Genomic DNA, 24,342 nt, shown 5'->3' on the forward strand with positions numbered 1-24,342 from the left:
TTCTGTTATCAAAGATTCCGGCTGTCCTCTACGATGTAGATCGGGCGGTCCTTCAGCTCTTCGAACAGCACCGCGATGTACTCACCGATGATGCCGACGACGATGAAGAGGACGGCAAACATGAAGCAGAGCAGGACGACGATCGTCGCATAGCCGGACGGTGCGCCATCACGGGTCACCAGGGTATAGATCAGCACGATCATCCCCAGAAATCCGCTGAAGAGACCGGCGAAGATCCCGAGCTTCAGAGGCATGTTCGAGAAGCACATGATGGTGTTCATCGCGAAGACGAAGAGCTTACGGATAGAATAGTGGCTGCTGCCCGCCACACGCGGGGCTGCCTCATAGGAAATCGTAGTCTTCCGGAAGCCGACGTTCTGCACGTAGCCGCGGAGGAAACGGACCTTCTCCCGGTAGTTTTTCATGAGCACCTTCTGTACCGGGCGGGTGATGGCGAAGAAGTCCGAGGCATTGGCCTCGAGATGGACCTCCGACATGCGGTTGATGAGCCAGTAGAAGCCGCCGGAGGTAATGTTTTTCAGAAGCCCGGCCGTTTTGTTTTCGGTGCGTACCATGGAAATCACCTGGTAGCCGGCGTCGAACTGGTCGACGATGTCCGCGAGGTACTTCGGCGGATGCTGCAGATCCGCATCCATGAAGACGAGGCCCTCGCCCGTGGCGTAGTCGAGTCCAGCGGTCATCGCCGCCTCATGTCCGAAATTCCGGGAGAAGTGCAGCACGCGCACGTGAGTCGCATCACGGGCGGCCAGATCATCCAGGATCTCGCCGGTCCGGTCACGGGAGCCGTCATTCACGAAGACGAACTCGTAATCCCAGCCCTTCGCCGCAAGCGCCTCCCCGTATTCTCTGGTCGTCTGGTAGAAGGTCTCCAGTCCGGCCTCCTCGTTATAAGCCGAAACCACCAAGCTCAATAATTTCATATGTCTTCCTTCCAGCGTTTCTATAAATTAGTAACTGTACCAGTCAATCAGTCGAGGATCTCGAGCTCCATGCCACTGTGCGATGGGTGACGGTCCTCCGGGCGCGGCAGCTTCATGTAGTCGCCATACAGCATCGTGAGCACCTTATCCCAGGCCTTCGGTCCGGTGAAGTGTTCGCCCTCAAACTGGAACTCGATCGGCTCCTCCCAGTCATCCTCCACGGTGCAGTACTGGAAGTCCGGCTGGTAGTTCGAGAAGAAGGACTTCCCGCTGACGGAACGCTTCCCACAGATCGGACAGCCCTGCTTTCCGGCATTCTTCGCACGCTCCACATCGCCCGCAGCGGTAGCCGCCGGAGCTGCACAGCCTGCCCCTTCACGGTTCTGATCCGTGTACTTCCGGGCCCAGCGCTCCTGCAGGCGGAAGATCCTCGGAAGCGGGATGAAACGGCCGACGGCGGCGAGGACCTGCACCTCCAGCTTCTGAAGGCCATGATACTTACGCCAGTCGAGCTTCCGGCGGTGGCCCATGCCGAGGCCGAAAGCGATCTGCTGCTCCAGCTTCATGAGCCGCGCGCGGATCGGGCAGGATGGCAGGCGGTCGAGGATGAAGAGGTCGACCCAGAGGTGGTTGAGCTTTCCCTCATAAAAGGCCATGTCCGCGTCGTCCTCTGCGTGACGGCGGGAGTTGAGATAGAGCACACGTGGTACGAAATCATAGAAGGCCTCGCCACCGCGATACTCATCCGGCAGCACGAGCTGCATGTTCTCCGGGAGCTCCGCCCTCGCTACATCGACGAAGCGCTCGAACTCTTCTCTACGGAAGCAGAGATCGACATCGTCGTCCCAGGGGATGAAGCCCTTATGGCGTACTGCGCCGAGGAGCGTACCGGAATCGATGAGGTACGTGATACCATGGCGATCACAGATCGTCTTCACGGCCTTCAGAATCTCCAGATTCGCCTGATGCACCCGCTCAAGATCAAATGTAAATTCTTCACTCATAGTTCTACCTTTATAATGAAAGGGCGTTTCTGCAACGCCCTCTTTCACACACTGCCGTCCGCTGCACAGGGCACTTCGTCGGTTCTCCCGGCGCAGCGCTTACTGCTGAATCGCCTCCAGGATGATGCGCGCCATGTAGCGGAGCTTCTCATCCGTCATACCTGGATACAGGCCGACCCAGAAGGTATCGCGCATGATGCGGTCGGTCGTGTCGAGGCTGCCGACCACGCGGTAGCCCTCACCCGTCGCACGCATCTCATCGAAGCACGGGTGCTTGATGAGGTTGCCGGCGAAGAGCATACGGGTCTGCACACCGTGGTCCTCGATATAGCGAACCACCGTCTCACGGTCCACACCCTCCTGACAGGTCATGAGGAAGCCGAACCAGCTCGGGTCCGAATGTGGCTCCGGCTCCGGCAGGATCAGCTTCGCATCCGCTCCGCCCTCGACGAGGAGGGACTTCAGAAGCTCGAAGTTGTGCTTACGGCGTGCGACGAAGCCCGGGAACTTCTCGAGCTGTGCGACACCGATCGCCGCCTGCATATCGGTGGCCTTCAGATTATAGCCGAAGTGGCTGTAGACATACTTGTGGTCATAGCCCTTCGGAAGCTCGCCATACTGCCCGTCGAAGCGGTGGTGACAGGTATTATCGTGCCCTGGTGCGCACCAGCAGTCACGGCCCCAGTCACGGATCGAGCGCATGATGCGGTGAAGCTGCGGGTTGTTCGTATAGCAGGCACCACCCTCGCCCATCGTCATGTGATGTGGCGGGTAGAAGCTGGAGGTACCGATGTCGCCGATCGAGCCGGTCTGACGGGTCTCGCCGTCGATCGTATAGGTCGAGCCGAGCGCATCACAGTTGTCCTCCACGAGCCAGAGCTGATGCCGGTCGCAGAAATCCTTCACCGCCTTCAGATTAAACGGATTACCGAGGGTATGCGCGATCATCACTGCCTTCGTCTTCTCGGAGTACGCCGCCTCGAGCTTCGTCACATCGATATCACAGGTCGGCAGGGTCACATCCACGAAGACCGGAATCGCACCATACTGGATGATCGGGTTCACGGTCGTCGGGAAGCCGGCAGCCACAGTGATCACCTCATCGCCACGCTTCACGCGGCGCTCGCCGAGCAGCGGACTCGTCAGTGTACTGAAGGCCAGCAGATTGGCGCTGGAGCCGGAGTTCACGAGGCTCACATAGCGTACGCCGAGGTACTCACCGAACTTCTGCTCGAAGGCCTCGGTGTAGCGTCCGGCGGTCAGCCAGAACTCGAGCGCACTGTCCACGAGATTCACCATCTCCTTGTCATCATAGACACGGCTGGCATACGGGATGCGCTCGCCCTCATGATACGGCTGCTGCATCGGTGCGACCTTATATTTTCTTGCATATTCTGCGACGAGATCGAGGATTTCCTGTCTCGCCTGCTGCTCTGTTTTCTCTGTCATGTTCTGCTCTTTTCTCTTTCATCTGCTAAAAATGCACGGATCTGCTGCTCGGTCAGGGCCCGCATATCGGCCCCCTCCGACCATGCATGGTACCATGCGACGGTTTCCTGAACGGCCTCCGTGACATGCCAGCGCGGCTGCCAGTGGAAGCGCTCCTTCAGCTTCTGCGTATCCAGCTTCAGGTACGCGGCCTCATGCGGTGCGTTCGCCTCGGCATCCGTGTGCCAGGCCGCGCCCGCGCCCCAGCTCTGTACGAAGAGATCCGCGAGTGCGCCCGTCGTGATGGCGTCCACCTCATCCGGACCGACGTTATAGCATCCGGCCACGTCTCGGGCCAATGTCTCCGTCGTGCGCTCGTCATGCCCCGCTTCGTTCATCTCAGCGGAAGCGGCGGACGCCTGCGTGCCCGTAGTCTGCTGTCCCTGCGCCTGGGTCATCGCAATCAGGAGGTAAACATACAGCGGCTCCAGCACATGCTGATACGGACGCGTGCTGTACGGGTTCCGCACATGGATGGTTCGGCCGGCGATCGTATCCCGTACGCAGTCCGGGATGATACGGTCCACCGCGAAATCACCACCACCGATGACATTGCCCGCACGTGCAGTGGAGATCGCCGTCACCGTAGCGGATGGGTCCGCGCCCGGTGAGAAGAAGGACTTCTGGTAGCTGTGGGTCACGAGCTCGGAGCAGGACTTCGAGTTGCTGTACGGATCGTAGCCGTCGAGCTTCTCATCCTCCCGGAAGGCGTGATCCGCGAGATCCGGGTTCTCATAGACCTTATCGGTCGTCACGTTCAGGAAGGACTGCACCTTCTCCGCATGCTGCGCATTATAGCGACGGATTGCCTCGAGGAGGTTCACGGTGCCCATGACGTTCGTCTCGAAGGTCTCCCGCGGATAGAGGTAGGAGGTGCGGACGATCGGCTGTGCCGCAAGATGCAGCACGACCTCGGGACGCGCGGTCTCCATGAAGGCGCTGAGATGCGGAAAATCACGGATGTCGCCGATCTCCGAGTGCATCTCCTCTGAAAGCTTCAGGATGTCGAAGAGCGCCGGCTCGGTCGGTGCCGCGAGGGCGTAACCGTAGACCTCTGCGCCAAGCATTCGGAGCATGAGGCATAGCCAGCTGCCCTTGAAGCCGGTGTGGCCGGTCACGAGCACCCGCTTTCCTTTATAAAACTGCTGTAAGGATTCAAATTTGGTCATAAAAAATGTCTTTCTATTTACAAAGCCCTAAACTCGGGCTGAGGAGGCCCGAGTTTAGCCCTGCGGGAGCAGAGCATAGCTCTGCTGGATATCGTTCCAGCGTTTGCTTTATGCAAACGCTTTCACTCCCATCTTTTCCATGGTGCCTTTCCACTCGCCCAGAGGTCTTCGAGGAGCTTTTTCTCGCGCTGGGTGTCCATGCACTGCCAGAAGCCGGCGTGGTAGAAGCTCATGAGCTCGCCGTCCGCGGCGAGGCGGTGCATCGGCTCCTGCTCGAGGACGCAGCGATCATCCGTGAGGTAGTTGAAAATCTCCGGCTGGAAGACCATAAATCCGCCGTTGATGATGGCACCGTCCTCCCGCTCCTTCTCGCGGAAGGCCCGGATCTGGTTGTTTTCGTCGATGTCGAGGACGCCCTTCTGCTGTGCGAGGGAAACGGTCGTGATGGTCGCGATCTTCCCATGTGCATGATGGAAGTTTACGAGCGCCTCGAGGTCCACGTCAGAAACGCCATCGCCATAGGTGAGCATAAACGGCTCATCCCCGACATAATCCTGCACGCGCTTGATGCGTCCGCCGGTCATGGTGTTGAGGCCGGTGTCGACGATGGTCACGCGCCACGGCTCGTTCATGTTGTGATGGACCTCCATCTGGTTGTTGCTGAGGTCGAAGGTGACGTCAGAATTATGCAGGAAGTAGTTCGCGAAATACTCCTTGATGACGTACTGCTTGTAGCCGGCCAGAATGATGAAATCGTTGTAGCCGTAGCTCGAGTAGTACTTCATGATGTGCCATAGAATCGGCATCTCGCCGATTTCGATCATCGGCTTCGGACGGAGATGCGACTCCTCGGAAATACGGGTTCCGAAACCACCTGCTAAAATCAATACTTTCATAGCTTACATCCTTTTATGCATCGTAAACGGAAGCGCATGTCTCAGAAATCATGACGCATGTACCGCCTGTATGACTTCCATCAGGCCGTACATGCATGCACCCCAGGACATGGCACATGTACCGTCACTTCCGGAAAACATTCCACTGGTTTTCCTTTAAAATATCCATGGCATGGCGAACGCGGTTCGGGCCATGGTGGTATTCGAAGATGAGATTCAGCTCATCATCGCTCAGGTTTTCATAATCACGCGCGGCGTCCGCTATGGAGGCGAAGTACATCTGCCGGAACGGCATCGCGTCGATTTCACGCTTATCAGTATAACAGGTCCCCGCAGTGAAGGAAAGAAGCACCACGAGGGAGAGCATCACAGGTGTGACCTTATGCTGCTGCCGGAAGCGCGTGAAAGCCGCGCCATAGATGAGCAGGAGGCCGAGGGTGCCCGGCAGGTACTGAAGGCCGTAGCGGCTCTGCCATGCGTAGGTTTCCGTCAGGAAGATGTAGCGGGACAGGAAGACGAGGACATGGCTTCCGGCACCGCTCACGAGGAGCAGCATCGAGAAGATCGTCCGGCGGTACTGTCCGGTCCGGAAATAGAGCAGCACGGCACCGGCATAGAGCAGGATCACGAGGGCACCGAGAAGGTACACCATCGGATACGTGAGCGTCCCGGCCGCGAGCATATCCTCCAGCACCGAGCCGGAAAGCAGGGTGCTGGCGAAGCCGTTCAGCAGAAAATGCAGCGAAAAGCCGCGGTACTGCTGCAGGGTTTCCAGGAGACCGATGTCCTGCGCTCCCGTATGCTCGAAGGTGGCTGCAGCGTTGCTCATATAGTAGAGCACCAGCGGGACCAGCGCACAGAGGCCGTACCACGGAAGCCGGCGGCCGTCGACATTGCGATTCCGAAGAAAGGCGAGGTAGCCATAGGCCACGAGGAGGGTCGCCGTGTACTGCGCGATATACGGGCCGGCCACCAGCAGGGCGAGCCACGGAAGCAGATAGAGCCGCCGCACATCCCCCGGCTTCTGTGTGCCGGTGAAGACGCGCTCGAGCACGAGGTAATGATAGAAAAACAGGCCGTAGCTCAGGAAGTGCACGCAGCCGGTGCCGTTCAGAAGCATCTCCCACTTATCGAGGCTGAAGCCGACGAGCATCACTGGCAGGATGATCCAGACGCCGCTTCGCTCCCGGATCAGGTACTGCGCCACCGAGCACATCAGCAGCACACAGCCCAGGATGCAGAGCCCCCGGTCAAACAGCACCGAGTAGCCGAAAAACGTGACATTGATCCAGCGAAGCGGATAGTTGATCGGAATCCGGGTCAGGATATCCGGCACGAAAAAGCTCGTCGGGTCCAGGGTATCCGGGAGGTAGCTGTTGATGATGCGGATATAGTCGGAATAGACCACATCCACCGTCGCATGCAGCACATACCAGAGCAGAAACAGCCCTCCGATGAACGGCAGAAGGAGGAGTCCCTTCCGGCACTCCCCCACCCGCTTTCTGCTTCGATTTTCCGTTTTTCTGCTTTCGTGCTTCACTATGGACATCGCACACAGCCTTTCCGTATATCCGCGGGGTGCCCCGGGAACCTTTTCATCTTGTTGACGCTGCATCGAGCGCATCCTACGTCTGCGGAAGCGCCTCCCACGCGGCCAGTCCGAAGGTCTGGGCGGTCACATCGATGTAGCTGCGGTTTCCATGCTCCATGAGGACGACGCTGTTCTCCACCGTCGCGTCGGCCGGCAGCTCGTCCGGGCGGTTGATGAAGTGAATCTCCGTGCCCTGTCCGGTCTTCTCCGGGTCAAACGGCTTATAGAAGTACTCCGCATAGAAGTCGCTCATCTCGTAGTAATTATAGTAGATATACACCTGCTTCTTTCCGAGGAACTCCCCGGCACCGACTGCGTCGATCGTACAGTCCGCGAGCGAATTCACACGATCCTGGTCGAAGAAGAAAAAGATGTTCGGATAATGCTGTCGATCATAATGCTCCACCGGTGTCATCACGGCCCCGTACGCCATAAAAAGCAGCGAGAACGCGAGGACCATGGCCATTCCGCGGCACGCTGCCCGTTCACCCGAGGCACTTACGGAAGCTGCCGACGCTCTCTGCACGGTGGCTGCACGCGTGCGCACTGCCCTGCCGGCTTTCGCTTTCACAGCTCCAGACTTCGCGATCTCTCCGAGCATATAGGAGAGATACAGAAGCGCGGCGGTATAGCTCACATAGACCCAGCGGGTTTCCAGACGGATCGTGATGGAGCTCGAGCCGATGCAGAGGGCGATGAAGCAGATGAAGAGAAGGTTCTCCCCGATCAGACGCGGCGTGATCCGTCCCCTCTTCCAGGCCATACGTACATAGAGCACGAGCATCAGGAGAAGGCAGAGCCAGCTGAGGACGATCAGTCCCTGTACCCAGCGGGCGGAATCCGCGAAGGACACGCCACAGAAAATCGCGTGGCCTGCATTGATCCCGAAGATGTAGGCGACCTGCGAAAACGCGAAGCCGAGGGCCTCGGCGAGGGAAAAGGTGTCCTGCACCTTCGTGCCGGCCGTACCGACCGGGATCGCTTCCCCAGCCACCACCATACGGGTGCCGAAAAAGACGGCGAGGATCAGAAGCGGCAGAAGCAGCTCGACGGTCCGCCCGAGGCGGTTCATCGCTGGTATTTCGTCCGAAGCCGCACAGGACGACCGGGACGGTGCGAAGCGTCGGCAGAGCCGCCGCTCCGTGAGGTACTGCGTGAGCACCGCGAGGTAAAAGAGCGGGGCCAGCGCGATATAGCGCTCATGGGTGAAGATCACGAGGAAGAAGCAGAGGCAGGCGCGCAGGTAAGCACGCATGCCGCGGCCCTCCATGTAATCGAAAAGGCCCCAGAGGGTCAGCAGCGCAAGCAGCAGGGCGAGGGACTCGAGGAGTCCGAGCACCTGTGCGATCTGGTAGGCCGCGAAGTGCGACTGCAGGTAGAGCATACCGGTCAGAAGACCGACGGCCTGTCCGATCCGCATGCCCTGCGGCGTTCGCGTGAGGCGGCTCAGGCGGCGGCTGAAGAAATAGATCATCCAGGCGATCGCGACGTTCAGGAGCACATTGAAGCGGGCATACCAGTGCACGTGCGGGCCGATCAGACGAAACTCGAGGTAGCTCAACGCCCAGTAGAACGGGCGGAAGTTTCCCTTCGTCACCTTCGGAAAGGTGAAGGACCAGAAATCCTCACAGCCATAGAAGGACCAGAGGTAGAGGTCGTCACCATAGAGTGCCCGTATGCTGAGGTGCCGGTTGATAAACAGCCCAAACAGAAGGAGCAGGACGAGTGCCACTCCTGTCATAAGAACATGTTTACTGTTTTGGGTCTTGCTGATATGCGCCATACGCCTTCTTATAGAAGTGCATCAGCAGATCCGTCACCGGTGCCGAGTGCAGCTTCCGGAACACTTCCCGTTCCTCTTTCTCCCGATTGTGATTTTCGATGTTTCGCATCGTCTCCGCTCCGGCATGCACACGGTAGGCCATGAGTGGTTTCTCGATGCAGATGAAGCGCCCCGGTTCACGTGCAAGGCGGATCAGGGTATCCCAGTCGATGACGAACTTATAGTCGTTCCGGAACAGCGGTGCCGGACAGTACTTCGTGTGATAGGTACAGCTCGGACAGCCGATGCCGTTGCCGTAGCGGAGGGCCGAGAGCTTCACAATCGTACGGTCCGCATGCGCATGGTCCTTCAGCCGAAGCCGCAGGATGCGCTTCACCTTCTCCGAGCTTCCGTCGATCGTGTTGCCCTCGCCATCGATCGTATCGTAGCGACAGCAGAATACCGACATATCCGGGAAGTGCTGGAAGGCATGCAGCAGTGCCTTCGTGTAGTCCGGAAAATACAGATCGTCCTGGTGGGCGATCGTCACGAGCTCCGAGCGCTCCGCGCCCATCTCATAGGCGAAGTTCCAGTCCTGCTGCAGCCCGTGTGCGCCATTCCGCACATAGACCGGGTAGCCGAACTGCGCGCTCAGCTTCGTGATATAGCGGTTCGGGGTCGAGGTACAGATGATCACCCGGCTCTCGATACTCTGCATTTTCAGCGAATGCAGAAGAAGTGGAAGGTAGGGTGACTCTCCATAGGCTGCGACCGCGAAGCAGTGTTTATAATGCTTACGTGTATTCATGTTTCTTTAGCATCTGCAGAATGCGTCTTTCGAAGCATCCTGCACTTCATATCTCATATGCCGCTGTCATAAACAGCGGCATGGTACTTCCATATGGTTTATACGTTCCGGCCGGTTTCGAAATCATCTTTAATCTTCGCCCAGGCACCCTCCGGTGAGTAGAAGGTCGAGATGAAGCTGACGGCGTTGTGCGCCATCTGCTCGATCTCCTCCGGATGCCTGTAGAGGTGGATAACCTCCTGTGCAAAGCCGGTCGGATCATCCTTTATACGCAGGGCCGTCTCTGCCGCCGGGATACCCTCGGCACCACAGCTTGTCGTCACCACCGCGGTTCCCGCGTGCAGCGCTTCGACGACCTTGCCCTTGACACCGGCACCGAAACGAAGCGGTACCACGACGACGCGGCTCCGACGATACATCTCGTCGAGCTTCTCGATGCTGACAAAGCCAAGCACATCCACATCCGGCCGCGCGTTCAGCGCGAGCACCTCGTCATCTGCATGAGACCCGATAACGTGGAGTACCACGCCCGGAATCTCCGCCTCGATCTGTGGCAGGATATCCTTCACGAACCACAGGAGGCCATCCTTGTTTGGCGGGTGCGCGAAGCCACCGACAAACAGGAGATCCTGCTTCTTCGCATAATCCTCATCGAGGACGGCCGGCGCATCGTATACAAAGGAGGTGATGGCCTTCACATGGATGGTCGGATCCTCCTTATGCACGATCTCCGCCTCTACCTCGGACGGGAAGTAGCTCATGTCGGCCTTGCGCATCACGGCGTACTCGACGCCATGCCAGTACTCGGCCTCCTCACGGGTCTTTTCGTTATGGTCGATCGCATACTCGCGCATCAGACGGAGGGAGTGAAGATCGGATCCATGGTAGATGATCTTCATATCCGTATGGTCGCGGATGTAATCGATGTAGCGTGCCGCGATGTGCGGACGGCTGAGATAGGCGATCCGGATGAAGGCGCTGTTCCGCTCGATCCAGCCCCAGATGTCCGCCTGGAGCTTCGCACCATAGAGCACCTCGATGCCGAGCTGCTCGAGCGCGGAGGTGTACGGCTCCTCATGGGCGAAGTTGTCGCCGAGGAACTTCACGCGCCAGCCCTGACGCAGGAAGAGCTGCATATACTGATAGTCCAGCTTACTGCCGGCATCCTTATCCCAGGTCGGTACATAGTGGTCGATCATCAGCATGCATGGCCGGTGCTGACCACGCTCACGGGCGTCAAACGGGTTCGGGTTGCCATCATTGACACACTGCTCCCGAAGCTCGGCCGCCCACTTCTCGCGGAACTTCTCCTGGTTCACGACCTGATAATGCTTCAGGCTCGAGGTATCCGAGGTGTCCGTGCCGTTCGAGATGCCCTCGAAGTGGATGACGACGGACTTCGGCTGGAACATAACCTTCTTTCCGTGCTTCCGCACCTCGAAGGCAAGGTCGGTATCCTCATAGTACGCCGGCGCGAAGCGCTCATCGAAGCCGCCGATCTCCTTCCAGAGCTCGGTACGGATCATGATCGCGGCACCTGAGATGAAGTCGACCTCCTTCACATAGTTGTACTCCGGGTCCGCCGGATCCTGCAGACGGCCATAGTTCCAGCCGGAGCCATCCGACCAGATGATGCCGCCCGCCTCCTGGAGACGACCGTCCGGGTACACGAGCTTACTGCCGACCATACCGATGCTCTCATCGCGCTCGATCAGCTCGACGAGGGAGGACAGCCAGCCCTCCTGCACCTGCGTGTCGTTATTTAAGAAGAAAATATATTTACCACGGGCGATGGAGGCCGCCTGATTACAGTTCTTCAGGAAGCCCATATTCTCGCGGTTTCGTGCCACGACGAGGTTCTCCGCATACTGGCCGATCTCACGGGTCGCGTCGGTCGACACATCGTCCGCGATGATGACCTCGTATGGGGTCGCTGCGAAATCCGTATGCTCCTTGATGCTGATGAGGCACTGGTAGGTATAGTGGATCTGGTTGTAGCATGGGATGACGATGCTGACAAGCGGTGCATCGCTTCGCTCAAACTTCACTTTTCCGTAGCTTGCATACAGATCGCCGACATTGAAATCCCCACGGATCCGGTTCTTGCCATCCTCCGTGAAGTACATCGGAAGCATCTTCGCCGGGTGGCGGAGGGTCCGCTTCACATAGCTCAGCACCTTCCGCTTACGGGAGCCGACCGGGAAATGGTGGTTCAGGCTGTTCCGAAGGCGGGTGCCCACGCGGGCCTTCAGGCTCTGGCGGGCCATATAGTAGTCGCGTTCGGCGATGAGGGACTGGATGTCACGCTCATGCACCTGAATCACGTTCGTGAGGTTTGCGACATGCACCTGGGTGAGGCGGTTGACCTCGCGCTCCTTCTGGATCGTGATGTCCCGCTCCTTCACCTCGCGCTGCAGCTCCTGTGCATCGTGGAGGGTCTTCGTATACTCCTCCTCGAGGGCGCGGAAGCGCTTTACGGTGACCCTATCGTTCAGGAAGGCATGCATGCGCTCGCCGTCCTGTCCATGAATCTCCTCCTGGAAGGATCGCTCACGCTCAGCGAAGGCGTCGAGCTCCGGCTTCGAGAAGCCGAAGTTCCGGAGGAAGGCCAGCACATCCTCATAGGCCAGGAACTCCCGGTACTCCATGTACCAGTAGTAGAGGATACGGTACTGCAGGAAACGGACGTCGACGGCTTCCTCGAAGACCCACTCACAGTCGATGAGGGTCGGCCGGTCAGCGGACATGATGATGTTATCAAACTGGCAGTCGAAGTTCGCCGGCTGCACACTTCCATCCTTCGCGCCGAGCACGAGGTCGACGCTCTCTGCGAGCTCCCGGATCGGTGCGACACCGTCCTTTATCATATCCCGCAGGATCTCGCTCAGACTCTGTCCCTCGACGAACGGATAGCGGATGAAGCTCAGGAACTGATAGCTTCCGAGGGCACGACTGGTCTCGACGGCACGGAGTACCGTGAGCTGCGGGTTCGCTGCAGCGATCGCCTCTGCCTTCTCGCTGAGTGACTCGATGTGTGCATTGGCCGCAGGCGTCGTACCGGCCTTCACCGCGAAGCGCTTCCCCTGATCATCCCGGTAGAGCAGGGTCTTGATGGCGTATTCCGGCTTGCGGGTCGAATTATACTTGATGTAGTCCGGAAGGAAGCGGCGGTAATCCCTTGCCTTCGGGCGGACGCTGCCATCCGGCTGATAGATGTAGAAGTAGGCCGGCGCGAACTCGCGGAAGCGGTTCTCCCGGATGAGGAGTGCGGTCTTTTCGTCCTCCTCAGAGACGTCCGGCATGCGCGCATCACTATAGAAGTGAAGCGGTACGCTGAGCTCCGGCGTCAGATAGTAGAGGGTATCCCGTGCGCCCGGCTTCTCCTCACGAAGGGTCGCACGCAGGGACGCGAGCTCGGACCAGCGAAGATAGAGGACATCCTCCTTCCGGTCGCTGGAAGCCATACGGTCGATGTCGAGGGCGTTTTCGATGCCCATCAGGATACGGCCACCCTTCTTCAGCCAGGTTTCCGTCAGGGCATGCAGCATCGTGTGGACGTCGCCCTGAAACAGACGGAGGATCTTCTTCGTCAGCACCGGGATCACGACATAGTCGTAGGTGCTGTCGTCGAGACGGCGGGATACCTGATGTACGCGCGGCTCGAGGAGGGTCACGAAGGGTGCCGTCGTCTCCTTATCGCCGAGCACCAGAACCGACGCGTCGCGCTCGCGGCCCGAGGTTACGTCCTCGAAATAAAACCATTCGATGGTATTGGTGATGTGTCGTGAAAAATCCATTAGTGTTCACGCCTTTCCAGAGTCACCTCGGACTCCATATCGTACACACCCACGGTGTTCTTGTTCGAAAGAACGGTGATGGATGCGACGTCATACTTTCGGTCATAGACCACATGCTCGCCCTCCTCGAAGCCCGTGCAGGACATACTGAGGAGATACTCGCCGCCCTGCAGGGTCATCCGCTGGGTGAAGGTGCAGGTATATTCATCGCCCGCCTTCACCGGCTGGATATCGCAGCCCTCGATGAGGGTGTTCGTGCCGGTGAGATCCGCGCCGCGCTTATCCTTGATGGTGAAGGTAAAGATCGGGGCCACGATCGGGGCGTTGAAGCGGATCCTTTCCTTGATGGAGAAGGTCTCGCCCTTTACAATGACGTTCGAGATCTTCCCGCGCTGGTCGAGGATGCCGAGATCCCAGATGGTCGCGCGTCCGTCGCCGTAGTGCTGGACGTTCGGGTTCAGGTTCAGGCTGTCCTGCATGAGCGGTGCTGTCTCGCTACCCGCGGAGGTACCGGTGCTGTGGTCGTCTGCATTGGCTTCCCCGGACGCGTCCTTCGAACGCTGGATGCGGGTTGCCGGGCCGTCCTCGCCCTCTGCGAGGGCCGCGGCACCGACGCTGTCGACGCCGAAGTTCTGGCCGTCGATGAAGTCCACTGCTGCCTGTGCGTCGGCCTGGTGCTGCGCATAGCGCTGATCCTCCTCGGTGAAGCGGCCGGCGAGAATCTTCTTATACAGATCAACCATGTCGCCCGGCAGTCCCTCGGAGACCTTCTCACCCTTGTTCAGCAGGATGACGCGGTCGCAGTACTTCATGACGGAGCCGAGGTCGTGCGTGACCATGAGGATGGTCGTGCCGTTCCGGCGGAGCTCGTCCATGCGATGATAGCACTTCGCCTGGAAGAAGACGTCGCCGACGGACAGTGCCTCATCGACGATGAGGATCTCCGGGTCCATCGCGACGTAGAGTGCGAAGGCGAGGCGGACGAACATACCGGAGGAGTAGCTCTTGACCGGCTGGTGCACGAAATCGCCGATGTCTGCGAAGTCGAGGATCTCCTGGAGCTTCTCGTCCATCTGCTCCTTCGTGAAGCCCATCATCGTACCGTTCATGTAGACGTTCTCGATGCCGGTGTAGTCCGGGTTGAAGCCGGCACCGAGCTCGAGGAGCGCACAGACGATACCGTGGATGCTGACCGCACCCTCGGACGGTGTCAGGACGCCGGTGATGATTTTCAGCATGGTCGACTTACCGGAGCCGTTGGTACCGATGATGCCGACGGCTTCACCCTTTCGTACCTGGAATCCGACGTGGCTCAGGGCATAGAAGTCCCGATGGTAGTTCCGGTGCGTGAGGCTCACCGCCTCCTTCAGGCGGTCGATCGGCTTATCGTACAGGCGGTATATTTTCGTGACGTCCTGAACATCGATGACGATGTCGGACGAGCTGTGTTCTGTATTCTTCGTTTCCATATAGTTTATAAGTGAAGGCACCGTGGTTTCCGGCGCAAACAAAAATCCCCAGATGCGTTTCTGCGCATTTGGGGAATATTTTAGCATAGTTACTTCTATTTTTCCATATAGGATGGTAAGTCTCCAGCCGGGTCCTCTGGCTGAATGAATTATACGATCAGGCCTGTGGGGTCTTGTAGGTGTTCACGTTGGTTGCGCCGGTTGACGGGAGGGTGCCGGTGTAGCTCATGCCGGTGCTGGTCTGCGTCGTGGTGCTGCCCGTCGTGCCGGTCGTTGTCGTTGTGGTGGTGCTGGTCGTGGTCTGGGTGGTCGTGCCGGCGGTCGGGCCTACGTTCGGGGAGCCTGCGTTCGTCACGAGGTGTCCGTCACTTGCGTAGTAGCTGTAGGTGCCGGTCGTGGTGTTATAGTTATAGGTCTTCGTCGTCTGCGCGACACCAGCCGGAGAAAGGTAGGTGCCGGCGGTTACGCCGCTCTGATTCAGCTGGCTCTGATCCTGGGTCTGGATCGTCGGGAGTGTCGCGTTCGTATAGGTATTATTCGGGCCGGTGCCACTGCCCCTCTTCGGCAGTACCTTCGCGATCGTGGTGACATCACCGATCTGGAGGTTTGCGTTCGCGGCTGCGGTGTTTGCAGCGAGCTGCTCGGTGGTCAGGGTCGTCTCCTGCACGACGTTTCCTCCGCGGGCGGCCTTCGCCGCATCGACGGCAGCATTGGCTGCGGCGATGGACTGTGCGGTGTTTGCGCGCTGCGCGGCCTCAGTCGTGAAGGTTTCGGCGGTCATCGTGACGGTCGGTGCCGGGGTGCCGTCCGGAGCCGGCTGTCCGGCGTATACACATACCTGCTGTCCGGTCGTCGTCTCGGTCCAGATTGCGATCGGGCCCTGCAGGGTATACTGCCATGCGGCCATCGCCGGCATCGCGCTCAGCAGGGTCATCGCCGTCGCGCTAGCCAGAAGCTTCGTCCAGTTTAATCGTCTCATATCTCTTCTCCTTTAAGGATCTCTCTTCGTTCTTAATGGGAGTATAGCACAGAATAGCGTACGGAATGCTTACAATTTTCGACACAGTTTCAGATCATAGTTTCAGAGCCCCGGAGGACCGGCCCTCCGGGGCTCTTTGAATTATCTGTGGATCTCTGCGTCGAGCCGATCACCCTTCAGATCGAGGGTGATGGTGTCGCCTTCCTGCACCTTATCCTCGAGGATGATGCGGGCGACGAGGGTTTCGACGTTCTTCTGGATGAAACGACGAAGCGGACGTGCACCGAACTGCGGATCATAGCCGTGCTCGGTGACATAGTCACGCGCCGCGTCAGTGAGCTCGATCTTCAGCTGACGATCCGCGAGACGGCGGTTGATGTCGGCCACCATGAGCTCTGTGATGTGCGCGATGTTGTCCTTCGTCAGCGGCTTGAACATGATGATCTCATCGAGACGGTTCAGGAACTCCGGACGGAAGGAGCGGAAGAGCTCGTCGTGTACCTGCTTCCGTGCGTCTTCAGTGATCTCACCGTTTGCGTCGATACCGTCCAGCAGATACTGCGCACCAAGGTTCGAGGTCAGGATGATGATGGTGTTCTTGAAGTCCACAGTCTTGCCCTGACTGTCGGTGATCCGACCGTCATCGAGGATCTGCAGGAGGATGTTGAAGACATCCGGATGCGCCTTCTCGATTTCGTCGAAGAGCACAACAGAGTATGGCTTTCTGCGGACAGCCTCGGTCAGCTGACCACCCTCCTCATAGCCGACGTAGCCAGGTGCAGCGCCGATCAGTCTCGATACGGAGTACTTCTCCATATACTCGGACATATCGATACGAACCATGGCGTTTTCGTCATCGAAGAGGTTCTGTGCGAGGGACTTCGCCAGCTCCGTCTTACCGACACCGGTCGGACCCATGAAGAGGAACGAACCGATCGGCCGTGTCGGATCCTTGATACCGGCCTTCGAACGCTGGATGGCTTCGACGACCTTCTCTACCGCCTCGTCCTGGCCGATCAGGCGCTTGTGGATCTCATCCCCGAGATGCAGCACCTTCGAACGCTCGGACTCGTTCAGCTTCGATACCGGGATACCGGTCCAGCGGCTGACGATCTTTCCGATCTCATCCTCGGTCACGGTCTCCTGCAGAAGTGCACGATCCTCCCCATGGACGCTGTTCTCCGCGTCCGCCAGCTTCTTTTCGAGGGCTGGAAGGTCAGCATACTGGATCTGGGAGGCCTTTGCATAGTCGCCCGTCTGCATTGCCCGCTCCATATCCTTCTTCAGCTGATCCCGCTGCTCGCGGAGTGCCTGCAGGTCGCCGGCTGACTTCTTCTCGTTGTCCCACTGTGCCTGCTTCGTGTCGAACTGTGACTGCAGCTCGGCGAGCTCCTTCTCGATGTCGGCGAGACGCTGCTTCGAGAGAGTATCGTCCTCCTTCTTCAGCGAGATCTGCTCCATCTTGAGCTGTGTGATCTTACTCTGCAGGGCAGCCATGTCCTCCGGCATCGACTCCATCTGGGTCTTGACCATCGCGCAGGCCTCATCCACGAGGTCAATGGCCTTATCCGGCAGGAAACGGTCGGAGATGTAACGGTCACTGAGGGTCGCCGCGGCGACGAGTGCGTTGTCGCTGATCGTCACACCGTGGTACTTCTCGTAGCTTTCCTTGATACCACGCAGGATATAGATGGTATCCTCGACCGTCGGCTCATCGATCGTGACCGGCTGGAAACGACGCTCGAGCGCCGCATCCTTCTCGATGTACTTATGATACTCATTCAGCGTCGTCGCACCGATGCAGTGGAGCTCACCGCGCGCCAGCATCGGCTTCAGGATATTACCTGCATCGAGCGAGCCCTCCTGGTTGCCGGCACCGACGATGGTGTGCAGCTCATCGATGAACATGAGGATCTGACCCTCGGACTTACGGACCTCATCGAGGACGGCCTTCAATCTTTCCTCGAACTCACCACGGTACTTCGCACCGGCGACGAGGGAACCCATGTTGAGGGCGAAGATCTTCTTATCCTTCAGGCTCTCCGGTACCTCGCCCTTCGCGATCCGCTGTGCGAGGCCCTCGACGACGGCGGTCTTACCGACACCCGGCTCACCGATCAGCACCGGGTTGTTCTTGCTCTTACGGCTGAGGATACGGATGATATTCCGGATCTCATCATCACGCCCGATGATCGGATCATCCTTCTGATCCTTCGCACGCTGCACCATCTCGTAGCCGTACTTGTTTAAGGTATCATAGCTGTCCTCCGGATTATCGGACATGACACGCTGATTACCTCTCACCTCGGCGAGTGCCTTCAGGAAACCATCCTTCGTGATGCCATACTGCTGGAACAGCTTCTTCAGCGTCGGATCTGCTTCCTTCATGAGGCTGAGGAAAATGTGCTCCACGGAAACATACTCATCGCCCATGGACTTCGCATGCTCCTCCGCCTTCGTGAGCGCCAGGTTCGCCCCCTGCGAGAAGTACATCTGACCGGCACCCGATACCTTCGGGAGACGACTGATCTCCTCTGTGATGGATGATTTAAACTGCTCCATCGGCACACCCATCTTCTTCAGAAGCTGTGCGATCAGACTGTCATCGATGGTGATCAGCGAGTAGAGAAGATGAACCTGCTCCACATACTGATTTCCATATTCACTGATGATATTCTGACAGTTATTGATCGCTTCGATCGATTTCTGTGTAAATTTATTAATATTCATAAGACTGAACCTCCTTATTTCCTTCGGATAAAAATATTATAGCGCGGTTGTTAGCACTTTCAAGCATCGAGTGCTAATATAAATCTAAATTTTTTATAACGAAAATTGTTCAGTCAGAGCCCCGGAGGACCGGCTGCAGAAGCACAGTACTCCGAGCTCGGAAAAATCAAAAATCGGCCCATAAGAACCAGTAGGCCCTCCGCAAACGACTGAGTTTCCTTCATGGAAACTCAGTGTTGCGGAGGGTGCTAAGGAAAAATTACTCCAACTGGTTCTAATGGGCCGATTTTGATTTATTCACGAGCTCTCCGTATGGCTTCTGCTTCCGGTCCTCCGGGGCTCTATTCATTGTCTGTATATCCCATCACTTCATCCGATTGCCAAGCTCGGCGGCGATGGCGGCTTCGCAGGCTTCTGCGGCAGCCTGATTCTCCGCGCTGATGGAGATATAGATCTTCAGCTTCGGCTCGGTGCCGGACGGGCGTACCACGACGGAGCAGTGGTCGCTCAGCAGGTACTTGAGGACATCCGACTTCGGCAGTCCGTCGAGACCCGGCAGGTAATCGAGGACCTTCTCCACCTTCTTTCCGGCGAAGGCGTCCGGCGCATCCGTACGGAAGTTCTGCATGATCTTCTGCATCTTCCCAAAGCCGGCGGATCCCTCGAAGGTGAAGCTGTGGAGGGTGTTCAGGCAGTAGCCGTACTCCGCATAGAGCGCCTGCAGACGGTCGAGGAGGCTGATGCCCTGCGTCTTATAGAAGCTGAACATCTCACAGATCATGAGGGCACCATCGACGGCATCCTTATCACGGACATAGCTGCCAGTGAGGTAGCCGTAGCTCTCCTCGAAGCCGAAGACATAACGCTCCGGATGGCCCTCCTTCTCGAGCCGACCGATCTGCTCTCCGATGAACTTGAAGCCGGTCAGGACATTGATGGTTTCGACGCCGTAGTGCGCGGCGATGCGCTCGCCGAGGTCCATGGTCACGATGGTCTTCACCATCACCGGATCCTTCGGCAGCGTTCCGTGCTTCGTTCGCTGCGCGAGGATGTAGTCCAGCAGCAGGATGCCGGTCTCGTTGCCGCTCAGAAGCTGATAGCTTCCGTCGGCTCTTCGTACGGCGATGCCGACACGATCGCAGTCCGGGTCGGTTGCAAGCAGGAGGTCTGCCTGTACGCGCTTCGCATAGTCCATGCCGAGGGCCATCGCTTCCTTGATCTCCGGGTTCGGATACGGGCAGGTCGGGAAGTGACCGTCTGGCATCTCCTGTTCCTTCACGAGCGTAATGTTCGTGTAGCCGCACTCCCGGAGGGTCCTGGTCACCGGCGCGCGACCGGTGCCGTTCAGCGGCGAGTAAACGATTGCTACGTTTCGGTCAATGCTGTCATCCGGACCAAGTACGGACTGCTTCTTTACATTTTCCACGAAGTCGGTGTAGACGGCTTCCCCGATCCAGAAGATATGTCCAGTCGCAGGCGCATCCATGTCCACCGCAGCTGTCGCGCTGTGTAATGACGCAGCTTCCTTTTCTGTCGATGTCGCGTCGGCCGTAGCGGTCTCCAGCATGACCGGGGTGGTGACGCTGTGCGCGACGGAGACATTGGCCTCCGCCGTGTCGCGGATGCCGGCGATCTCGAACTCGGTCATGCGGATGTCGGCGAAGAGGTCGAGTGCCTCGATTTCTGCGAGGATCTCGGCGGCTGCCTCGGTCGTGATCTGACAGCCATCGGCGCCATAGACCTTATAGCCGTTGTACTTTGCGGGGTTGTGGGACGCGGTCAGCATGATACCGGCAGCGCAGTGAAGCGCACGGGTCGCGAAGCTGAGGCACGGGGTCGGCATGATGTCCTCATACATGTAGACGTCGATGCCGTTCGCTGCGAAGACGCGGGCCGCGGTTTCAGCGAAAAGATCCGACTTGATACGGCTGTCGCGGGAAACTGCGATGCGGCGGTCGGCGGCTGCGAAGCGCTTCCGCACATAGTTTGCGAGGCCCTGGGAGGCCTTCGCTACCGTGTACACATTCATGCGGTTCGTGCCGGCGCCGATCACGCCGCGGAGACCGCCCGTACCAAAGGCGAGGTCACGGTAGAACGCGTCCTGAATCTTCTCTTCCTCTCCACGGATCGCTGCGAGCTCCTGCTCGACATCGGCATCCAGTCCCTTCGCAAGCGCGCACCAGCGCGTATATTCCTTCCTGTAATCCATCGTTACTCCTTCTCTGCCGGCATATCGAACTTCGTCTTGTCGGCGACGGCGATGTCCTCGCCGAGCTGCATCTCCATGAGGGTCAGCGGGGTCTCCGGGTCTGCGCGCATCGTGTGCTTCGCGCCGCACGGAATCGAGATCACGTCGCCGGCGCATACGCTGCGGGCCTCGCCATCGACGATGGCGGTGCCACGGCCGTCCAGGACGGTCCAGATTTCGTTGCGGGCGTGATGTGCGTGATAGCTCATGTGGGCACCCGGGCGCATCTCGATTTTCACGGTCATCGAGCCCTGGGAGACGTCGAGGATGCGGAAGTCGCCCCAGGATTTGCGGGCGAACATGATCTGGTCCGGGAGCTGGTCCACGTATGGCTTGATGCGGGCGCTGGCTTCGAGGTTACTGACGAGGATGCCCTGCGGGCTTGCAGAGATCACCGCATGCTCGAGCCCCATCGCGAGGATCGGCACGCTCAGCTCGTTCACGATGTGGACGTCCTCGCAGTGCTCGCCGAGAATGCCGTGGCCGATGACCGGCTCGGACATCTCTTCGGTCAGGGTGTTCCAGGTGCCGAGGTCCTTCCACTCGCCGTGGAAGCACATCACCTGGATCTTCGCTTCATGCTCGACGACGGCATAGTCGAAGCTGATTTTGCGGAGCTCGGCATAGTGGTCGAAGAGGGTCTGATAGTCGCTTGTGTCGAGGAGGGTGCGGGCACGGTCCAGCACGTAGCCGAGCTTATAGGCGAAGACGCCGCCGTTCCAGAGGGCACCCTGCTTCAGGTACTCGCGGGCGGTCGCCTCATCTGGCTTCTCCTTGAAGGTGCAGACGGTCGACACCGGGGCCTTCGCCTCCGGGATGATATAGCCGTACTTCTCGGATGGATAGGTCGGCTCGATGCCCATCAGGACGAGATTCGCCTCGCCCTTATCCGCCTGCTCAGAGAGTGCCTTCAGCGCATGGAAATAGTCATCGTTCACATACGGGTCCACCGGGCAGACCACGACGGATTCGTCCTCCGGGACCTTACACTTTTCGTGCAGGTAGGCACTCGCGAGGGCGATCGCCGGGAAGGTGTCCCTTCTCGTCGGTTCGACGGAGATATTCACGTCGGTGCCGAGCAGGTTCAGGATGGAGGATACCTGGGTGCGGGAGGTCGCGATGGTGACACGGGCCTCCGGGTCCACGGTGCGGATCTGGCGGTAGACGCGCTCGATCATCGACTCATAGCTTCCGTCCGGGCGTTTGAAGAGCTTGATAAACTGCTTGGAGCGGATATCGTTGGAAAGTGGCCACAGGCGTTTGCCGGAGCCACCGGATAGTAAAATGATATTCATAGTACGGCCTTTCTTAAAAACACGACAGTATTCTAGCATACTCGCGGGGTTTCGACTAGATGGGGACAGGAACCCGGAGGGCCGGCCTGAACTACGAGACAGAATCCGTCAACTCACAGTGGTTTGAGATTTGCCTGTGCACTATGCTGCAAATAAATCAGACGTTTTGTGAATATCATCCAGGCATTACGGGATTCTGTCTTTTGGTTCATTTCAGCTTCTTGATTTTGGGTTCCTGTCCTGTACTTCACTTGCATTTTTCTAAGCTCCATGCGCGGGGCGTCTAGTCTGTCCTGGGACTATAGTCCACATGACGACTATAGGCGATTCGCGCTGTCTCCTCTATACTCGGGCTATACCAAACGCGGAGGCCACATGACAGTATCTCAGCTTATCCTCCTGCAGTGTCTGACCATCGCTGCGGGCTATGATCTACGAGAGCGGCGTATCCCTCATGCGCTGATCTACACCTATTTATGTTCTGGTTATTTCCTTTCATACAGGGGCCCCCTGACGCTGCCGGCGTGCTTCTTCTGCTCCAGCGGAAGGGGTGTCTCCTATCTTCTTCGCTACTTCCTCGCACTCGTCATGTTTCGTGCCCTGGCCTCACTGACCCATGCAGGTGGTGGAGACGCACGACTGATGGCACTGGTCATCGCGTGGTGCGGTGTCGATGCCGGATGTCAGCTTCTGCTGCCGGGGCTCGTGTTGGCACTGATGTATCTTCTATGGATCAGAACAGATTCCGGCAGGTGGAGGTTCCGGGAGCGGCACATGCTTCCGACACTTCCTCTGGCCCTGCCACTGCTTCTCGGTGCGATTCCGGGACTGATCTTCTCTCCCGCGTCGTACGGTTCATTTCCCTACCCCTGAACCCTGAACCGGCGAAGCGGGAGATACTCTCAGAACGTAAGCGTTCAGCGCTGGAGTCCCCGGAGGGCGGCAACGGAGGATCACACTCCGAGACCAGTGAAATCCATGCCGGGCTCTCTGCCTGAGCTGTACGCTCCGAAAAATGATTTATCTGTATGAAAAGAGGCTTCTATGAATCAGATTCTCGCACTGCTGGAACAGGATCCCAGCTACTGTGAACGTTTTTTAAAGTATGCATCTTCGCGGACGGAGTGTCCGTTTACCGTCTATACCTTTCAGACCGTGACGGAGCTGCAGCGTTTCGCACACCAGAACGACATCGACCTGCTGCTGAGTGATGCGCAGACGTTCGGGGATGCGGAGCTCGAGAAGCTCCCGGTGCATACCCGGGTCGAGCTTACAGAGGAACCGATGGGTGAGAAGCAGGTGCTCGACGGAGCGCGTCCGGATGCGCCGCGCAAAATCTATAAGTATCAGTCCGGAGAGAAGATCCTGCATGAGCTCGTTTCGAGCTATCAGCTCGCGAAGAAGTCGGAGCCGAAGAATCGGCAGGGACTCGCCAGGCTGTACCTCGTGTACAGTCCGATCGGACGATCCGGGAAGACCTGCTTCGCCGAGAGTCTCACGAAAACACTGCAAAAGGATATGCGGGCACTCTATGTCAGTCTCGAGGAGGTATCGGCGTGGGCCGATGCATCACTGCAGAGTGGAAACGCCTCACTCAGTGATGCGCTCTACTTCTATAAGAAGGAGCGGCTGGATACCGAGCGGCTGCGCTCGATGATCACGCGTGTCGACGGCATGGACCTCATCCCGCCGGTCCGTTCACCGGAGGATATCGCGACGCTGCGGGATACGGAGCTTCCACAGTTTATCCAGGTCCTGCGCGCCTCGGTCGACTACGATGCCGTCGTCCTCGACACCGACAGTATCCTGAGCCGCGTGGAGGGCATCCTCCCGCAGGCCGACTGGATTTTCATGCCGGTCACCGACCAGCCTGCGCACTACCGTAAGCTGTCCGCCCTGGAGCATTATCTCTCCGGCTCTCCGCATCGCGCTGCACTCGACCGTATCGTGAAGCTCATCGTACCTCTGGAGCATACAGGATACTCCGAAGTAGAGGCCTCGGATCGACTGTCCGAATTTACTGCGGCGGTCATACGAAACTACCTCTACGATGCGCAGCCGCAGCGTGCGGTGCGCTAGCAGACATGCGTATCGCAGTACCATACACGATACATGCAGATCGAAGCGCATGCACATCGCAGGTCATGTACAAACGGAAGCGGATC

The 24,342-nt window shown here is 58.4% G+C and carries 16 protein-coding genes; 2 read left to right on the forward strand and 14 right to left on the reverse strand.

Annotated elements, in window-relative coordinates:
• Positions 1 to 8: 8 nt before the first annotated feature.
• From ACK8P7_RS02885 to ACK8P7_RS02950, 14 genes are all read right to left on the reverse strand, one after another.
• The gene (locus ACK8P7_RS02885; protein ID WP_410042725.1) at positions 9 to 941 is read right to left on the reverse strand and encodes a glycosyltransferase family 2 protein; all 933 of its coding nucleotides are present in this window, start codon (positions 939 to 941) and stop codon (positions 9 to 11) included.
• 47 nt (positions 942 to 988) lie between these two features.
• Positions 989 to 1,945, reverse strand: coding sequence for a phosphorylcholine transferase LicD (locus ACK8P7_RS02890; protein ID WP_410042726.1), 957 nt, complete (start codon positions 1,943 to 1,945; stop codon positions 989 to 991).
• Positions 1,946 to 2,044: 99 nt separating this feature from the next.
• Positions 2,045 to 3,394 carry a lipopolysaccharide biosynthesis protein RfbH gene (gene rfbH, locus ACK8P7_RS02895; protein WP_410042727.1) on the reverse strand — a complete coding sequence of 450 codons (1,350 nt, stop codon included), beginning with the start codon at positions 3,392 to 3,394 and terminating at the stop codon, positions 2,045 to 2,047.
• A complete protein-coding gene (rfbG, locus tag ACK8P7_RS02900; RefSeq protein WP_410042728.1) occupies positions 3,391 to 4,602 on the reverse strand; it encodes a CDP-glucose 4,6-dehydratase in 1,212 nt (403 codons plus the stop codon). The genes rfbH and rfbG overlap by 4 nt, the downstream gene beginning before the upstream one ends.
• A gap of 122 nt (positions 4,603 to 4,724) precedes the next feature.
• Positions 4,725 to 5,498 (reverse strand): glucose-1-phosphate cytidylyltransferase, encoded by a 774-nt coding sequence (gene rfbF, locus ACK8P7_RS02905; protein WP_410042729.1) that lies wholly within the window; start codon positions 5,496 to 5,498, stop codon positions 4,725 to 4,727.
• A gap of 124 nt (positions 5,499 to 5,622) precedes the next feature.
• Positions 5,623 to 7,047, reverse strand: a complete 1,425-nt coding sequence (locus ACK8P7_RS02910) for a hypothetical protein (RefSeq protein ID WP_410042730.1) — start codon at positions 7,045 to 7,047, stop codon at positions 5,623 to 5,625.
• Between the two features lie 76 nt (positions 7,048 to 7,123).
• The gene (locus ACK8P7_RS02915; RefSeq protein ID WP_410042731.1) at positions 7,124 to 8,830 is read right to left on the reverse strand and encodes a hypothetical protein; all 1,707 of its coding nucleotides are present in this window, start codon (positions 8,828 to 8,830) and stop codon (positions 7,124 to 7,126) included.
• A 10-nt stretch (positions 8,831 to 8,840) separates the two neighbouring features.
• The gene (locus ACK8P7_RS02920; RefSeq protein ID WP_410042732.1) at positions 8,841 to 9,659 is read right to left on the reverse strand and encodes a glycosyltransferase family 2 protein; all 819 of its coding nucleotides are present in this window, start codon (positions 9,657 to 9,659) and stop codon (positions 8,841 to 8,843) included.
• A gap of 98 nt (positions 9,660 to 9,757) precedes the next feature.
• The gene (locus ACK8P7_RS02925; RefSeq protein WP_410042733.1) at positions 9,758 to 13,456 is read right to left on the reverse strand and encodes a glycosyltransferase; all 3,699 of its coding nucleotides are present in this window, start codon (positions 13,454 to 13,456) and stop codon (positions 9,758 to 9,760) included.
• A complete protein-coding gene (locus tag ACK8P7_RS02930; protein WP_410042734.1) occupies positions 13,456 to 14,925 on the reverse strand; it encodes an ABC transporter ATP-binding protein in 1,470 nt (489 codons plus the stop codon). The genes ACK8P7_RS02925 and ACK8P7_RS02930 overlap by 1 nt, the downstream gene beginning before the upstream one ends.
• 157 nt (positions 14,926 to 15,082) lie before the next feature.
• Complete coding sequence (locus tag ACK8P7_RS02935; RefSeq protein WP_410042735.1) at positions 15,083 to 15,904, reverse strand: hypothetical protein; 822 nt, start codon at positions 15,902 to 15,904, stop codon at positions 15,083 to 15,085.
• Between the two features lie 141 nt (positions 15,905 to 16,045).
• On the reverse strand, positions 16,046 to 18,634 hold the full coding sequence (gene clpB, locus ACK8P7_RS02940; RefSeq protein WP_410042736.1) for an ATP-dependent chaperone ClpB: 2,589 nt from the start codon (positions 18,632 to 18,634) through the stop codon (positions 16,046 to 16,048).
• Between the two features lie 364 nt (positions 18,635 to 18,998).
• Positions 18,999 to 20,843, reverse strand: coding sequence for a phospho-sugar mutase (locus ACK8P7_RS02945; protein ID WP_410042737.1), 1,845 nt, complete (start codon positions 20,841 to 20,843; stop codon positions 18,999 to 19,001).
• Positions 20,844 to 20,845: 2 nt separating this feature from the next.
• On the reverse strand, positions 20,846 to 22,177 hold the full coding sequence (locus ACK8P7_RS02950) for a sugar phosphate nucleotidyltransferase (RefSeq protein WP_410042738.1): 1,332 nt from the start codon (positions 22,175 to 22,177) through the stop codon (positions 20,846 to 20,848).
• A 375-nt stretch (positions 22,178 to 22,552) separates the two neighbouring features.
• On the opposite strand from ACK8P7_RS02950, the gene ACK8P7_RS02955 reads away from it, so the two are divergent.
• Positions 22,553 to 23,050: a prepilin peptidase gene (locus ACK8P7_RS02955; RefSeq protein WP_410042739.1), complete on the forward strand. Its 498-nt coding sequence runs from the start codon at positions 22,553 to 22,555 to the stop codon at positions 23,048 to 23,050.
• 171 nt (positions 23,051 to 23,221) lie between these two features.
• Positions 23,222 to 24,256 (forward strand): hypothetical protein, encoded by a 1,035-nt coding sequence (locus tag ACK8P7_RS02960; protein WP_410042740.1) that lies wholly within the window; start codon positions 23,222 to 23,224, stop codon positions 24,254 to 24,256.
• Positions 24,257 to 24,342 lie beyond the last annotated feature (86 nt).

The sequence above is a fragment of the Oribacterium sp. P9 genome, assembly GCF_046365365.1.
Taxonomy (GTDB): domain Bacteria; phylum Bacillota; class Clostridia; order Lachnospirales; family Lachnospiraceae; genus Oribacterium.